The sequence below is a fragment of the Ensifer sp. EB106-05-01-XG146 genome, from assembly GCF_058791875.1.
Genome location: NZ_JBYTDX010000001.1, coordinates 3,107,537 through 3,120,964, shown reverse-complemented (window position 1 = coordinate 3,120,964; position 13,428 = coordinate 3,107,537). Strand labels below are relative to the sequence as shown.

Annotated in this window: 16 protein-coding genes; 7 read left to right on the top strand and 9 right to left on the bottom strand. The window is 63.5% G+C overall.

The genetic code is table 11. The annotated features are described in order from the left end of the window. Positions 1-150: 150 nt before the first annotated feature. From AC3WVQ_RS15605 to AC3WVQ_RS15575, 7 genes are all read right to left on the bottom strand, one after another. Positions 151-1,155, bottom strand: a complete 1,005-nt coding sequence (locus tag AC3WVQ_RS15605; protein ID WP_090299710.1) for an alpha/beta fold hydrolase — start codon at positions 1,153-1,155, stop codon at positions 151-153. Between the two features lie 30 nt (positions 1,156-1,185). Then, entirely contained in the window at positions 1,186-1,521 is a 336-nt protein-coding gene (locus AC3WVQ_RS15600) for a hypothetical protein (protein ID WP_143034267.1), read from the bottom strand. A 199-nt stretch (positions 1,522-1,720) separates the two neighbouring features. After that, a complete protein-coding gene (locus AC3WVQ_RS15595) occupies positions 1,721-2,335 on the bottom strand; it encodes a tetratricopeptide repeat protein (RefSeq protein ID WP_034806119.1) in 615 nt (204 codons plus the stop codon). 78 nt (positions 2,336-2,413) lie between these two features. Next, on the bottom strand, positions 2,414-2,539 hold the full coding sequence (gene ykgO, locus AC3WVQ_RS15590; RefSeq protein ID WP_034806120.1) for a type B 50S ribosomal protein L36: 126 nt from the start codon (positions 2,537-2,539) through the stop codon (positions 2,414-2,416). 171 nt (positions 2,540-2,710) lie between these two features. Then, positions 2,711-3,766 carry a 5-(carboxyamino)imidazole ribonucleotide synthase gene (locus AC3WVQ_RS15585; RefSeq protein ID WP_090299712.1) on the bottom strand — a complete coding sequence of 352 codons (1,056 nt, stop codon included), beginning with the start codon at positions 3,764-3,766 and terminating at the stop codon, positions 2,711-2,713. Further along, positions 3,763-4,227, bottom strand: coding sequence for a 5-(carboxyamino)imidazole ribonucleotide mutase (gene purE / locus AC3WVQ_RS15580; protein ID WP_034806641.1), 465 nt, complete (start codon positions 4,225-4,227; stop codon positions 3,763-3,765). Before purE ends, AC3WVQ_RS15585 begins: the two co-directional genes overlap by 4 nt. Before the next feature lie 54 nt (positions 4,228-4,281). After that, on the bottom strand, positions 4,282-4,485 hold the full coding sequence (locus AC3WVQ_RS15575) for a YdcH family protein (RefSeq protein WP_034806122.1): 204 nt from the start codon (positions 4,483-4,485) through the stop codon (positions 4,282-4,284). 213 nt (positions 4,486-4,698) lie between these two features. Between AC3WVQ_RS15575 and AC3WVQ_RS15570 the strand changes: the two genes are divergently transcribed. Beyond that, positions 4,699-4,872, top strand: coding sequence for a YdcH family protein (locus tag AC3WVQ_RS15570; RefSeq protein WP_034806123.1), 174 nt, complete (start codon positions 4,699-4,701; stop codon positions 4,870-4,872). Between the two features lie 156 nt (positions 4,873-5,028). On the opposite strand, the gene AC3WVQ_RS15565 is transcribed toward AC3WVQ_RS15570, so the two are convergent. Continuing rightward, entirely contained in the window at positions 5,029-5,289 is a 261-nt protein-coding gene (locus AC3WVQ_RS15565) for an ArsR/SmtB family transcription factor (protein ID WP_090299717.1), read from the bottom strand. A 100-nt stretch (positions 5,290-5,389) separates the two neighbouring features. Then, positions 5,390-6,169: a sulfite exporter TauE/SafE family protein gene (locus tag AC3WVQ_RS15560; RefSeq protein ID WP_034806126.1), complete on the bottom strand. Its 780-nt coding sequence runs from the start codon at positions 6,167-6,169 to the stop codon at positions 5,390-5,392. Positions 6,170-6,275: 106 nt separating this feature from the next. Here AC3WVQ_RS15560 and AC3WVQ_RS15555 point away from each other — a divergent pair, with 106 nt between their 5' ends. The 6 genes from AC3WVQ_RS15555 to AC3WVQ_RS15530 all read left to right on the top strand — a co-directional run bounded on the left by AC3WVQ_RS15555 (position 6,276) and on the right by AC3WVQ_RS15530 (position 13,336). Continuing rightward, positions 6,276-6,923, top strand: coding sequence for a thiamine phosphate synthase (locus AC3WVQ_RS15555; RefSeq protein ID WP_060605949.1), 648 nt, complete (start codon positions 6,276-6,278; stop codon positions 6,921-6,923). A 9-nt stretch (positions 6,924-6,932) separates the two neighbouring features. Further along, positions 6,933-8,072, top strand: coding sequence for a tetratricopeptide repeat protein (locus AC3WVQ_RS15550; protein WP_034806130.1), 1,140 nt, complete (start codon positions 6,933-6,935; stop codon positions 8,070-8,072). 271 nt (positions 8,073-8,343) lie between these two features. Further along, complete coding sequence (locus AC3WVQ_RS15545) at positions 8,344-9,144, top strand: inositol monophosphatase family protein (RefSeq protein WP_034806132.1); 801 nt, start codon at positions 8,344-8,346, stop codon at positions 9,142-9,144. A gap of 253 nt (positions 9,145-9,397) precedes the next feature. Then, positions 9,398-10,495 (top strand): MotA/TolQ/ExbB proton channel family protein, encoded by a 1,098-nt coding sequence (locus AC3WVQ_RS15540; protein ID WP_034806134.1) that lies wholly within the window; start codon positions 9,398-9,400, stop codon positions 10,493-10,495. A 3-nt stretch (positions 10,496-10,498) separates the two neighbouring features. Next, positions 10,499-11,530 (top strand): peptidoglycan -binding protein, encoded by a 1,032-nt coding sequence (locus AC3WVQ_RS15535; RefSeq protein WP_034806136.1) that lies wholly within the window; start codon positions 10,499-10,501, stop codon positions 11,528-11,530. A 159-nt stretch (positions 11,531-11,689) separates the two neighbouring features. Further along, a complete protein-coding gene (locus AC3WVQ_RS15530) occupies positions 11,690-13,336 on the top strand; it encodes an FAD-binding dehydrogenase (protein WP_034806137.1) in 1,647 nt (548 codons plus the stop codon). The last annotated feature ends 92 nt before the right edge of the window (positions 13,337-13,428 follow it).

Genomic DNA, 13,428 nt, shown 5'->3' with positions numbered 1-13,428 from the left:
CGCTCTCTTTCTCGGACTGCAACGAAACCCCAGGAGCGCTGATCCGCTCCTGGGGTTTCGTGTTTTGTTGATGATGGCAGCTAGCGGGATAACGGGCGCGCCGAGAAAGGCTGCCAGATGAGGTGCGGCCCAACGGATGGCCTGGCACGATCAGGGTGTCTTGGCGGCGGCAAGCCTTTCTTCGGCGCGCTTTACTGCCGCATCCAGATCCCCGGGCTTGCCGGCCAGCTTCTCCACCGCGGCGACGATGACATCGGTGACCACATAGTCGGGCTTATGGCCGAGATTGCCGATCCAGAGCAACTCGGCGCCGGGGATATCGCGCGCCAGCCCGCGTGAGTGGATATCGGCCAGCACGATGCCATCGCTGTCGCCGGTGATGATCACCGTCGGTGCGGCGATCTCCCGGTAGCGCGGCGCGGTCGCGGTCAGATAGGCGTGCAGGTTGGCGATGTCGCGGGCATTGCTGAGGAAGGTCGAGGGACGCAGCACGAGATGCGGGCCAGTCTTGTCGATGTAGTCGGCCGGCCGTGGATTGGGCGAAAAGATCGAGTGTGTGCCGCCCTCGATGCGCCGCTGCCCGAGCGGCGTCACCAGCGTGTGGGCGAAGAGCCAGCCGACGAAGGGCAGGGCCGTCAGGCGGTAATACCAGTCGATGCCGCCGGGCCAGGGATGGGTCGCCGGCGCCAGCAGGACGAGGCCGGCGGTCTTGTCCGGGTGGTTAAGGGCGAAGCTCGCTGCAATCGCGCCGCCGAAGGAGTGGCCGACGATCACGGCGCGACGAATGCCGCGCTTGTCCATCAGCTTTGCGGTCGCATCCGCCTGACCGTCCGGCAAGTCGTTTTCCGGCCCGCCGCGCTCCGAGTAGCCGTGGCCCGGGCGATCGACGAACAGCATCTCGGCGCGGCCGTCAAGGGCCGGTGCGAAGGCATGCAGCTGGTCGAGCAGGTTGCCGCTGGCGCCATGGATGAAGACGACGGGCAAGAGGTCGGCTTGTCCGCCGGCGGGCAGGTGTACGCTGTTCATGCGGTAGCCGCCGATGTCGATCAGTTCGCCGACATTGGGAAAGCGCCGGGCGAAGCTACGCGCGTGCCAGAGGCTGTAGGCGACGCCGGCGAGTATCAGTGCAAGGGACAGGAGCGCAACTGGGAACATAGTCTCTATTTGTCTTCCGGCGCCCGGCTTTCAAGGCGTAAGCGAACCCTTGGGGCCACCGGCACTTATCCTTTGCCATTGCGGCCAGATGTCGTCCACGGCGCGCCGGCGGGCCAGCACGAACTCTGGCAGCGCCCCATCCCGGTTGCCTTTGTTGTAGCGGTTGTCCGTGCGATCGACAACGAGGACCGGAGGCGCGCCGAATTGATCGGCTGTGATGTCGACGATGAAATCGCCGCATTCGACCCAGGCATGGCTTTGCCAGCTCTTCCCGCAGTTGAAGCCGAACGGTCCGATTTCAGGCTCCAACGGCCCGCTGCGCGGCGTTCCGCAGACCCAGTCGGCGCTGAAGCCTTGGGTGCTCAAGACGCGCTGCAGGAACAGGCTCGTGCGGCCGCAGGTGCCTTGCGAGGCGATCGTGGGGCGGTCCGCGCCGGCGTGACGATGCCATTCGATCCAGATCGGTTCGATGAAATGGCGCGCGGCTGTCGCGATCTTCAGAAGCGATGTCCTGTCGGAGAGGATGGGCGGTGGCGGGCTTGGCAATCGACTGGAACACGCGTTGTCAGGTCTTGCTGCCGGCGAGTTTTTCGGCAAGTTCGCCCAGTTGTTCCTGCGCCTTGCGATCGGCGGGATAAATGTCCAGGAACTGTTCCCAGGCACGCATGGCAAGCTCATCCTTGCCGGAGGCGCCGAGGATCGCCGCCATGCCGGCAAGCGCGCCAAAGTGGCGGGGCTCGATCGACAGCACGCGATTGATGTCCGACATGGATTTCCGGTAGTTGCCCATCGCGTAATGCAGTGTCGCGCGGCGGTTCCAGCCTTCGACATAATTGGGTGCAAGGGCGATAACCTGGTCGAGGATATCGAGAGCGGCCGGCTGCTTGTTGTCGGTGATCGCCTTGTCGGCCCATTGCATCAGCAGGTTGACGGTGGCGCTGCCGGAATCCTGCCACTCGATGCGGATCTGGTTGGAGAGCTCGCGTGCCTTGTCGGGGTCGCGTTCCTTTTTCAGGTCGGCGAACAGGGTGTCGAGGCGCTGCTTCGGGGTGGTGAGGCTGGTTGCTTCCGGTTGGGTCGAGGCTTCCGCCGCGAAGGAAACATTGCCAGCTCCCGTGGAGGTGGCGAGCAGGGCGGAACACGCCAGAATCAAGGGTATAAAAACTCGCATGGCGAGCATGTTAGCTCGCCACGGAATAACTTCAAAATCAATTCTGGGACATCGCTTGAGCGCTGTCCCCAAGTCCCCTGTCGGGTCTCAGCCCTGACGAGCCTTGAAGCGCGGGTTGGACTTGTTGATGATGTAGATGCGGCCCTTGCGACGAACCAGACGGTTTTCGCGGTGGCGGGTCTTGAGCGACTTGAGCGAATTCTTGATCTTCATTTTCCTGATCCGCAGGTTTCGGGGAATGAAAATTCGCCCGGTATCTCTAACAATCAAAAGCGCGCCCGTGAGCGCGCTCCTTTAAGGTGGGATGGCAAATACCGTGTCACCCCTGGTGTGTCAACCACAAGACGCCCCATTTTGGTGTCTTGCCCCGCATTTCTATGGTCCTCAGCCGCGGACGAGCCGCGTGACGTGGCCCATTTTGCGGCCGGCGCGGGCCTCGGTCTTGCCGTAGAGGTGCACCAGCACGTCATCCTCGGCAAGCCATCCGGGGACCGTGTCGAGGTCGTCGCCGATCAGGTTCTGCATGACGCAGTCCGAATGGCGACGCGGATTGCCGAGCGGCAGTCCGGCGACGGCACGGATATGCTGCTCGAACTGCGAGACGACGCAGGCAGCTTCCGTCCAGTGGCCGGAATTGTGCACGCGGGGCGCCATCTCGTTGACGATCAGGCTGCCGTCGGCGAGCACGAAGAACTCGACGCCGATGACGCCGACATAGCCGAGCGCATCGAGGATCGCCTTGGCGGCAACCCGTGCCGCTTCGCCGGCCGCAGCACCGATCTCTGCCGGGACCGTCGAGGTATGGAGGATGCCGTTGCGATGCACGTTTTCCGCCGGATCGAAACAGGCAACGGCGCCATCGGGCGCGCGGGCGGCGATGATCGAGATTTCGCGCTCGAAGGGCACGAAGCTTTCGAGGATCAGCGGTACGCCGCCGAGTGCTGCGAAAGCGCCCGCTGGGCTGTCTGCCGTCGAGCGGAAGACGCGCTGTCCCTTGCCGTCATAGCCGAGGCGACGGGTTTTCAGCACGCCGGTCCCGCCGAAATCCGCAAGGGCCGCTTCAAGGTCGGCCTGGCTGTCGACGGCATGGAAGCGCGCCGTGGCAATGCCGCAGCCGTTGATGAAGCGCTTCTCGGTGAGGCGGTCCTGCGCGACTTCCAGCGCTTTCGGTGGCGGGAAGACGGGGCGTTTTGCCGCCAGTCGCTCGGCAGCCGCGACCGGAACGTTCTCGAATTCATAGGTTATGATGTCGCTGACTTCAGCAAGCTTTCCGAGCGCGGCTTCGTCGTCATAGGCAGCGACGATCTGGTCGTTTGCGACCTGGGCAGCCGGACAGTCGACCTGCGGCTCGAGGATGACCGTGCGGAAGTTCAGTCGGGCGGCTGCCATCGCCAGCATGCGGCCGAGCTGGCCGCCGCCGATAATGCCGATGGTGGTCATGCCTCGTCCACCGGATACTCGGCAACGGCAATGGTCTGCTGTTCGCGCCAGTCGTCGAGCCGGTCGGCGAGGTCCTCGTCGCCAAGCGCAAGGACGGCTGCGGCAAGGAGGGCTGCGTTGACGGCACCGGCACGGCCGATCGCCAGCGTTCCGACCGGGATGCCGGCCGGCATCTGGACGATCGACAGCAGGCTGTCCTGGCCGGACAGTGCCTTCGACTGCACGGGGACGCCGAAGACCGGCAGCGGCGTCATCGAGGCACACATGCCGGGCAGGTGCGCAGCACCTCCGGCACCGGCGATGATGACCTTGAAGCCCTCGTCGCGGGCGCCCTTGGCGAAGCTGACCAGCCGATCGGGCGTGCGATGGGCCGAAACGATGCGTGCCTCATAGGGAATGTCGAGCGCGTCGAGCGTATCGGCGGCGTTCTTCATCGTCTCCCAGTCCGACTGGCTTCCCATGATGATGGCGACGGGTGGGGTCGTGGTGTCGATCACGTCTGTCCTGTTCCGCGTTCAGGCGATGATATCGGGAATGATCTGGTCTTCGATCTTGCTGATCTTGTCCTTGATCGCCAGCTTCTTCTTCTTCATGCGCTGCACTCTGAGCGCGTCGCAGCCGGTCTCGATCATGGCGTTGATGGCAGCATCATAGTCTTCATGTTCCTGCCTCAGCCGCGCGGCGGTCAGTCTGAGTTCGGCCTGGTCCTGGTCCGGCATGCAAAGCGATCCCCATCAGCCCGGTTGCGAAGTCCTCCTCGAACCGGAATTTCATGCGCCGCTCTATCACATCTTGGGCGGTAACGGGAAGTTATCCCTCGTCATCATTTCGCCTTCGACAAATGAAAAATGGCATGGCACAGTAGTAAGGTTACAACCATGAAACATCCGGCATTTGCGTGCCGGATGCAAGCAAAAGGAAGGGACTGCCAAATGACTGTTGAGGCTCATCTTGCAACGCTTGAGAAAAAACATGGCGCCCTGGAGCAGGAGCTCCACGTAGCGATGAATCAGCCGTCCGTGGAAGACGAACTGATTACCGATATCAAGCGAAGGAAGCTGCGCATCAAGGACGAAATCGAAAGGCTTCGCTCCTCGACTCACTGATTATCAACGGTATTTCCCAGAACCATCGGGAAGCGCCATCTCCCCTCTGAGTAGGCGCAACAAGGTTTAGAACCAATCCCCCACAGTGGAATATATGGAATTTCGGGCCGGGCTTGACGCCCGGTCCTCTTGTTTTCCGGGTCGTCGCTTCCAAGCTCAAGACCAGAACTGGTCGAGCCAGAGGTTGAGGCGGTCAAACCCCGGCCGGTTGATCGCATAGATCCGCCGCGTGCCGCTCGCCGAGACCGAGACCAAATTGCAGTCCAGCAAGGCTTTCAGGTGCTGCGATACGGCCGGACGGCTGATCGGCAAGCCTTCGGCCAGCTCGTTCACGGTTTTCGGCGCGCGCCGCAATTCCTCCAGCAGGTAGCGCCGGTTCGGGTCCGCAATGGCATCGAAAGGGTCCGCGATCGTCATGGGCGGACGTTAGGCGAATTTTTGCAAGGCAGCAAGAATTTTGTGCGGTGCGAAACGCTAATTTTGCTTTGCAATATTTCCGTAATACTTGGGTGGCGGCTCAGCCGCCCGCAGCGAGGCCGACGATACCGTCCCAGAGCAGCTTCGAGCCCGCGATGAAGGCCATGCTATACATGAAGGGGTAGAAGATCTGCGGCTTCATGCGGCGAACGATAAAGGCGCCGCACACGGTCGCGACGATCGCGAGCGGAAAGAGCGTCGCCGAGATTTTCAGGTTGCTGAGGTCGAGTTGCCCGAGTGCGAAATAGGGAATGAGCTTCACCGCGTTCAGGATCGCGAAGAAGCGCACGATCGTGCCGGTATATTCGCGCGGGTCGAGCTGCAGTGGCAGCGCGTAGATCTGGAAGGGCGGGCCGCCGGCATGCGCAACGAAGCTGCCATAGCCGGCGAACGAGCCCCAAAGCGCCGCCGGCCCGGCCCGCTGCGTCTTCGGCGCGATGGTGATGCCGAGGCGCATGCGCCAGATGTTGTAGACGTAGCGAAGCACGAAGAGCACGGTGATCAGGCCGATGATCAGGCGGAGCAGGTCACGCGAGACATAGGCGGAGGTTGCCCAGCCGATGACGATGCCGGCAATGGCGCCGGGCAAAAGCATGAAAAGGGTCTTGCGGTCGCCATGCTTGCGCCACATCCAGAGCGATACAAGATCCATCGCGATCAGGATCGGCAGGAGAAGGGCGGCGGCCTGGACGGGCGACACCGCCATCGACAAGATCGGTACACCCATGAGCGAAAGTGCTTCCCCCATGCCGCCCTTGCTGAGGCCGACAAGCAGAACGGCCGGGATGGCGATAAGGTAGAAGTCGAGATCCGGAAGCATGGGTGGCTGTTGATCCTTTTGCAGTCTCCGTCTATCGGTTTTCGGAAATGAAATCGAGCGCTGGTTTCGCGGCTTACGCGGCACAGCCGGAAATGGATATCTGAGCATGACAACAGAACGCTGCCGCCTGGTGCTGATCGCGCCCGACATGCCCGATGCGGCGGAACGTGCCAAGGTGCTCGCCGACGCGCTCAAGGGTGGCGACGTCGCCTCGGTGATCGTGCCGCAATACGGGCTCGACGATAGCGAGTTCCAGAAGCATGCCGAGCGCCTGGTGCCGGTCATCCAGGAGGCGGGCGCCGCAGCGCTGATCGCGGGCGACTCGCGCGTTGCCGGCCGCGCCAAGGCGGATGGCCTGCATGTTTCCGGCAATGCCGAAGTGCTCGGTGAGGCGGTCGAGAAGCACACGCCGAAGCTGATCGTCGGCGGCGGCAACGCGGCCGACCGCCACCATGCGCTGGAGATCGGCGAAGTGCGCCCGGACTACGTGTTCTTCGGCAGGACCGACGGCGACATCAAGCCGGAGGCGCATTCGAAGAACCTCGCGCTTGCCGAATGGTGGGCGTCGATGATCGAGATCCCGTGCATCGTCATGGGCGGCACCGATCCGCAATCGGCGCTTGCAGTGGCGGAGACCGGTGCCGAGTTCGTGGCGCTTCGTCTGGCCGTCTTCGGTGAGCCAGGACAGGCGCCCTCCGTCGTTGCCGCGGTCAACGCGTTGCTTGACGAAAAAGCGCCACGGTTTGAAGATTAAGACGTTTCGATGTTGAACCGTCCGTCTTCCAGATTGAGTCGAGGTCTTTCCCTTGTCGCCCTGGCCGTTGCCCTGGCGCTGCCGGCGCATGCGCAGGAGAAGCCGTCCGCAAGCGACGATGCCGGCGTCGAAAAGCGTGGCCGCATCACGCCCTTCAACGGCGCTGCGATGCCCGAAGGAGCCGAGACTGGCGACAAGTCGAACGCGGCTTCGGACAAGAAGCCGGCGGACGGCACGGCGCCATCTGGAGGCGTGGGTGTCTTTGATCGCATGGGCGCCGAATTGCCGGCGCTGCCGGCCGAAAAACCCTTCGCCGGCAAGGTCGACGACGCCTACGGCGCGTTTCAGCGCGGCTATTACCTGACCGCGATGGATCTGGCGCTGCCACGGGCGCAGCTCGGCGATCCTGCGGCACAGACGCTGATTGCCGAAATCTTGCAGCAGGGGCTTGGCGTCGTGCGCAACCCGCAGCAGGCTGCCTTCTGGTATGGCCAGGCGGCGGAAAAAGGCGACCCGGCGGCGATGTTCAAATATGCCCTGATCCTGATGGAGGGGCGCTACGCCAAGCGTGACCGGAAAAAGTCCGAAGAGCTGATGAAGAAGGCGGCCGATCTCGGCAATGGCTCGGCACAGTTCAATTACGGCCAGACGCTCGTTGCCGACAATCCCGGACCGAAGGGATTGAAGCTGGCGATGCCCTATTACGAGAAGTCGGCCGAACAGGGCATTGCCGACGCGCAATATGCGTTGTCGCAGATCCTGGTCAATGTCGACGGCATCGAGGAAAGCAAGCGGGCGCGTGCCCGCGAATGGCTGATCCGTGCGGCGCGGGCGGGCTTCGATACCGCCCAGTTGGACATCGCGATCTGGATGATCGAAGGCATTGCCGGTGATCGGAACCTGGAGGACGGCTTCGGCTGGATGCGCCGGGCGGCCGAGGGCGGCAACGTGGTGGCGCAGAACCGTCTCTCGCATCTCTATGTCAATGCCATCGGCACGAGGCCCAACCCGGTCGAGGCGGCGAAATGGTATGTGCTGTCACGCCGTGCCGGTCTCAAGGACGATGCGCTCGAGGACTTCTACCTCGGTCTCAATGAAGAGCAGCAGAAGCAGGCGCTGAGTGCGGCCAACAGGTATCGCCGGAGCTGAGCGAGGCGGAATCCCGTCGCCGCCGGCCGGCAAAAATGCTATTTCGCTTGAACTCGCGGGGCTTTTGTGGTTCTGAGGCCGCGGTTTTGCTCGTGGCGCCATGACAGTGGCAGCAATGCGCGAGCGGAGTGAGACTTCACTCGGTTTTTTGACGACGGAACACGGTTTGCAGCTTGCCCTTGGGGCCGGCAATGCGCCTATGTTTCGTCAAGCAGGTTCAACGTCCGATCGAACGCGTTCGATCGGCCTTCGTTTTTCAAGGGATCGCCAGATGGCCCGTTCAGCACTTCTCAATGTCATGGTTCAGGCCGCCTTCAAGGCGGGCAAGTCGTTGTCCCGCGATTTCGGCGAAGTCCAGAACCTGCAGGTCTCGCTCAAGGGACCGGGCGACTATGTTTCGCAGGCCGATCGTAAGGCCGAAAAGCTCATTCGCGAAGAACTCCTGAAGGCTCGCCCGACCTATGGCTTCCTCGGCGAGGAAGGCGAAGAGATCATCGGCACCGACGGTGCGCACCGCTGGATCGTCGATCCGCTCGACGGCACCACCAACTTCCTGCACGGCATTCCGCATTTCGCAGTTTCGATCGCACTGGAGCGCCAGGGCGAGATCGTCGGCGCTGTCGTCTTCAACCCGGCAACCGATGAACTCTACACGGCCGAGCGCGGCGGTGGCGCCTTCCTCAACGACCGTCGTTTGCGCGTCGCTGCACGCAAGCATCTTTCCGATGCCGTCATCGCCACCGGCACGCCGCATCTTGGCCGCGGCAACCACGGCAAGTACCTGATCGAACTGCGCCATGTGATGGGCGAAGTTGCAGGTATCCGCCGCATGGGCTCGGCTGCGCTCGATCTTGCCTATGTCGCTGCCGGCCGTTTCGACGGCTACTGGGAGCGCGACCTTGCCGCTTGGGATATTGCCGCCGGTGTGCTTCTCATTCGCGAAGCCGGTGGTTGGACGCACGATATCAACGGCGGCGCCCGCCCGGTCGATGACGGTTCGGTCATCTGCGGCAACGAATACATCGTCAAGGCGCTGACGGAAGTCGTTCACCGCCCGGTGCCGACGAAGTAAGTCGCAATCCCGTTCGTTCCGAAGCCTCCGATGCGCACCCCGCATCGGAGGCTTTGTTTTTGGCACGAAGCTGGGCGGTGCAACACGACACCGCCACAGGCCTGTGCCTAACTGGCGACCTGCAGGCCGTGGCGTGATCCCGGCTGCATACACAAATTGGCCCTTGAATCGATTTCGGTTTCAGGAATTATGCGATAGGCTCCGGGCCGGCGCGGCGCCGTTCCGTCAAGTGAAGCGGGAGATACTCATACCCATGACGAAACTGCATCTGTCCGGGTGGAACGGTCGGGAAGGTATGGAAGACGGCTACAACCCGCACAAGCTCTCGAGCCCCATGCACTATTTCTGGACGATGGTGGTCTTTCTGATCATCGTCGGCTTCGTGGGTGCAATCCTCTTCCGTCAGGCCCAAAACGCCTTTCTCGCCAATCCGGGCCTCAACGGCCTGATCCTCGGTGTCCTTCTGATCGGCATCCTGCTCGTCTTCAACCACGTGCTGGGCTTGCGCCCCGAGGTGCGCTGGTTCAACTCGTTTCGTGCCGCCGGCAGCGCCGACAAGGTCGGGCGCGATCCGGTGCTGCTTGCGCCGATGCGGGCGCTGATCGGCGGTCGCCAGACGGCGATCTCGACCACGGCGCTGCGGTCGATCCTCGATTCCATCGCCACCCGCCTCGACGAATCGCGTGACATTTCGCGTTACCTGACCGGGCTTCTGGTGTTTCTCGGCCTGCTCGGCACCTTCTGGGGCCTTCTTGGAACGATCGGCTCGATCAACACGGTCATCCAGTCTCTGGATGCCGGATCGGGAACGACGGAAGACATCCTCTCGGCGCTGAAGAATGGCCTGTCGGCACCGCTCACCGGCATGGGCACGGCGTTTTCGACGTCGCTTTTCGGCCTTTCCGGTTCGCTGATCCTCGGCTTTCTCGATCTGCAGGCCGGGCGCGCGCAGAACCGCTTCTACACCGAGCTTGAAAACTGGCTCTCCTCCGTGACGGACGTCGGCTCGGAACTTTCGCCGGCGCTCGATCTGCCCGCCGGCGCGCCGGTCGAGGAGCTGAAGAGGCTCACCGACCAGCTCGTCCGCCTCAACCATGAGGGCGGCGCGAACCAGCGCACGACCGCGGCCATGGCAAGCCTCGCCGAAGGCATTCAAGGGCTGGTCAAGAACATGCGCGGCGAACAGCAGATGCTGCGGGATTGGATCGAGGCTCAGCAGGACGAAGCCAAGGCGATGCGCAAGACGCTCGACAAGCTGGCATCGCGGGTCGGCATCTCCGACCGGTCGCCTGCGCATGACAAGCCGGCCGTGTCGGCCAAGGCGCGCGTGGAAGAGGCCGGAGGAGAGTAATCCATGGCGCTTGCCCGAAAAGGCCGCTCTCAGCGCACGATCGACTATTGGCCGGGCTTCGTCGACGCACTGTCGACGCTGCTGCTGTCGATCATGTTCCTGCTGACCGTCTTCGTCCTTGCACAGTTTCTGCTCAGTCGCGAAATCAGCGGCAAGGACGAGGTGCTGACGCGGCTGAACAGCCAGATCAACGAACTCACCCAGCTTCTGGCGCTCGAAAAGAGCGGCAAGCAGGATCTCGAGGATTCGCTTGCCAATCTGCAGGCGTCGCTCGCCACGTCCGAAGGCGAACGCTCACGGCTGCAGGCCCTGCTCGACCAGGGCGCCGGGAGCACGGACGCCGCCAACCAGAAGATCGGCCGTCTCGGCTCTGAGCTTGAGACCGAGCGTGAAGTCAGCGCCCGGGCCATGAGCCAGATCGAGCTGCTGAACCAGCAGATCGCCGCGCTCCGCAGCCAGATCGCCGCCATCGAAGTCGCGCTTCAGGCGTCGGAAGCCAAGGACCAGCAGTCGCAGACCAAGATCGCCGATCTCGGACGCCGGCTGAACGTGGCGCTTGCCCAGCGGGTGCAGGAACTCAACCGCTACCGCTCGGACTTCTTCGGACGCCTCCGGGAAATTCTTTCCGACCGTGAAAACATCCGCATCGTCGGCGACCGCTTCGTCTTCCAGTCGGAGGTGCTGTTTCCCTCTGGTGGCAACGACCTCAATCCGGAAGGGCAGGCGGAAATGGCCAAGCTCGCCACCGCGCTGCTCGACCTCGCCAAGGAAATCCCCGCCGAAATCAACTGGGTGCTGCGCGTCGACGGCCACACGGACAATGTGCAGCTTTCAGGCGCCGGGCGCTTCGCCGACAACTGGGAGCTTTCGTCGGCGCGTGCGACCTCCGTGGTCAAGTTCCTGATCTCGAAGGGCGTGCCAGCAGATCGGCTAGTGGCCGCGGGCTTTGGCGAGTACCAGCCGATTGCACCGGGTGAAACCCCTGAGGCGCGGGCGCAGAACCGCCGCATCGAGCTCAAGCTGACCGAGAAATAGACTTCGCTCTCCGCGTATCCCGTCGTCGGGCGACGCAGCCTGGCGCTTGAATTGACCTTGACGTACGCGTAACAATTCTGCAGCCATTCAGATGGCTGCGGCGGCCTTTGCGTGTCAGAGCGTGGGGGGCCGGATGGGATGCGAGGGGGAGAGCATTTCATGGATTGCGACGTTTTGGTTATCGGCGCGGGGCTTGCCGGCCTTGTCGCCGCAGCGGAGGCGGCGGCACTCGGCCGCAGGGTCATCGTGCTCGACCAGGAAGGGGAACAGAATCTTGGCGGACAGGCCTTCTGGTCGCTTGGCGGCCTGTTCTTTGTCGACAGCCCCGAACAGCGCCGCATGGGCATCCGCGACACCCGCGAGCTTGCCGGGCAGGACTGGGTGGGCTCCTCGCAGTTCGACCGTCCGGAGGATCACTGGCCACGGCTCTGGGCCGAAGCCTATCTCGACTTTGCCGCGGGCGAGAAGCGCTCCTGGCTGCACTCGCTCGGCATGCGCTGGTTTCCCGTGGTCGGCTGGGCGGAGCGCGGCGGTGGGCTCGCCCACGGGCACGGCAATTCGGTGCCGCGCTTTCACGTCACGTGGGGTACCGGCCCGGCGGTGCTCGAACCGTTCATCCGGTTGACGCGCGAGGCGGAAAGTCGTGGTCTCGTGCGCTTCCGCTTCCGCCATCGGGTGGATGAACTTGTGACCACCGACGGCCGCGTGACGGGTGCGCGCGGTGCGCTGCTCAAGGACGATCCGGTCGGGCGCGGTGAGCGCAGCTCCCGCGACATCGTCGGCGATTTCGAGATTTCGGCGGGCGCGATCGTCGTCACGTCAGGCGGTATCGGCGGAAACCATGATCTGGTGCGCCGCAACTGGCCGCGCAAGCGGCTCGGCCAGCCGCCGGCGACGATGGTTGCGGGCGTGCCCCACCATGTCGACGGGCGCATGCTGGAGATCGCCAGCCAGGCGCGCGGCGCGGTCATCAATGCGGATCGCATGTGGCACTATACGGAGGGGTTGAAGAACTTCGATCCGATCTGGCCGGACCATGGCATCCGCATCCTTCCGGGCCCTTCGTCCTTCTGGTGCGACGCCGACGGCAACCGTTTTCCGGCGCCGGCCATGCCCGGCTTCGATACGCTCGGCACGTTGAAGGCGATCCGCGACAGCGGTCATGATTACAGCTGGTTCGTGCTGACGCGGGCGATCATCAAAAAGGAGTTCGCGCTTTCCGGTTCGGAGCAGAATCCCGATCTCACCGGCAAGAGCATCGCCCTTCTGTTAAAGCGGCTCGGCAAGAACCCGCCGGGGCCGGTCCAGGCGTTCATGGACAAGGGCGAGGATTTCATCGTGCGCGACCGTCTCGAAGACCTGGTGCCGGCGATGAATGCGCTGACCGGTGAGAACCGGCTGTCGCTGGAGCACTTGCGGCAGCAGATCGTGGCGCGCGACCGGGAAATTACCAACGCATTCTCCAAGGACGCGCAGGTGACCGCGATCCGCGGTGCGCGCGCCTATCGCGGCGACCGGCTGCTGCGCACGGCCAAACCGCATCGGCTGCTCGATCCCAAGGCCGGCCCACTGATTGCCGTTCGGCTGCATATCCTGACGCGCAAGACGCTGGGCGGGCTTCAAACCAACCTGTCAGGCCAGGTGTTGGAGCAATCGGGCGAGCCGGTGCCCGGTCTCTACGCTGCCGGCGAAGTCGCCGGCTTCGGCGGGGGCGGCATGCATGGCTACAACGCACTCGAAGGCACGTTCCTCGGCGGCTGCATCTTTTCCGGCCGGGCCGCGGGGCGGGGTGCTGCCGGGGTGTGATGGCTCCTTGCCGCGTATTTGCCCCTCATCCTAGCCCTCTTCTCGTCAAGCGGGGAGGTGACGGTCGATTGTGCAACGATACCCTCACGTGT

What these genes read in the sequence shown, in the direction of transcription:
- AC3WVQ_RS15575 (WP_034806122.1), bottom strand. Translation starts at nt 4,485, where the DNA reads ATGCCGGACCAGGACCAGGCCGAACTCAGACTGACCGCCGCGCGGCTG.
- AC3WVQ_RS15570 (WP_034806123.1), top strand. Translation starts at nt 4,699, where the DNA reads ATGACTGTTGAGGCTCATCTTGCAACGCTTGAGAAAAAACATGGCGCC.
- AC3WVQ_RS15550 (WP_034806130.1), top strand. Translation starts at nt 6,933, where the DNA reads ATGTTGAACCGTCCGTCTTCCAGATTGAGTCGAGGTCTTTCCCTTGTC.
- AC3WVQ_RS15545 (WP_034806132.1), top strand. Translation starts at nt 8,344, where the DNA reads ATGGCCCGTTCAGCACTTCTCAATGTCATGGTTCAGGCCGCCTTCAAG.
- AC3WVQ_RS15585 (WP_090299712.1), bottom strand. Translation starts at nt 3,766, where the DNA reads ATGACCACCATCGGCATTATCGGCGGCGGCCAGCTCGGCCGCATGCTG.
- AC3WVQ_RS15595 (WP_034806119.1), bottom strand. Translation starts at nt 2,335, where the DNA reads ATGCTCGCCATGCGAGTTTTTATACCCTTGATTCTGGCGTGTTCCGCC.
- ykgO (WP_034806120.1), bottom strand. Translation starts at nt 2,539, where the DNA reads ATGAAGATCAAGAATTCGCTCAAGTCGCTCAAGACCCGCCACCGCGAA.
- AC3WVQ_RS15560 (WP_034806126.1), bottom strand. Translation starts at nt 6,169, where the DNA reads ATGCTTCCGGATCTCGACTTCTACCTTATCGCCATCCCGGCCGTTCTG.
- AC3WVQ_RS15605 (WP_090299710.1), bottom strand. Translation starts at nt 1,155, where the DNA reads ATGTTCCCAGTTGCGCTCCTGTCCCTTGCACTGATACTCGCCGGCGTC.
- AC3WVQ_RS15555 (WP_060605949.1), top strand. Translation starts at nt 6,276, where the DNA reads ATGACAACAGAACGCTGCCGCCTGGTGCTGATCGCGCCCGACATGCCC.
- AC3WVQ_RS15540 (WP_034806134.1), top strand. Translation starts at nt 9,398, where the DNA reads ATGACGAAACTGCATCTGTCCGGGTGGAACGGTCGGGAAGGTATGGAA.
- AC3WVQ_RS15530 (WP_034806137.1), top strand. Translation starts at nt 11,690, where the DNA reads ATGGATTGCGACGTTTTGGTTATCGGCGCGGGGCTTGCCGGCCTTGTC.
- AC3WVQ_RS15565 (WP_090299717.1), bottom strand. Translation starts at nt 5,289, where the DNA reads ATGACGATCGCGGACCCTTTCGATGCCATTGCGGACCCGAACCGGCGC.
- purE (WP_034806641.1), bottom strand. Translation starts at nt 4,227, where the DNA reads ATGGGAAGCCAGTCGGACTGGGAGACGATGAAGAACGCCGCCGATACG.
- AC3WVQ_RS15535 (WP_034806136.1), top strand. Translation starts at nt 10,499, where the DNA reads ATGGCGCTTGCCCGAAAAGGCCGCTCTCAGCGCACGATCGACTATTGG.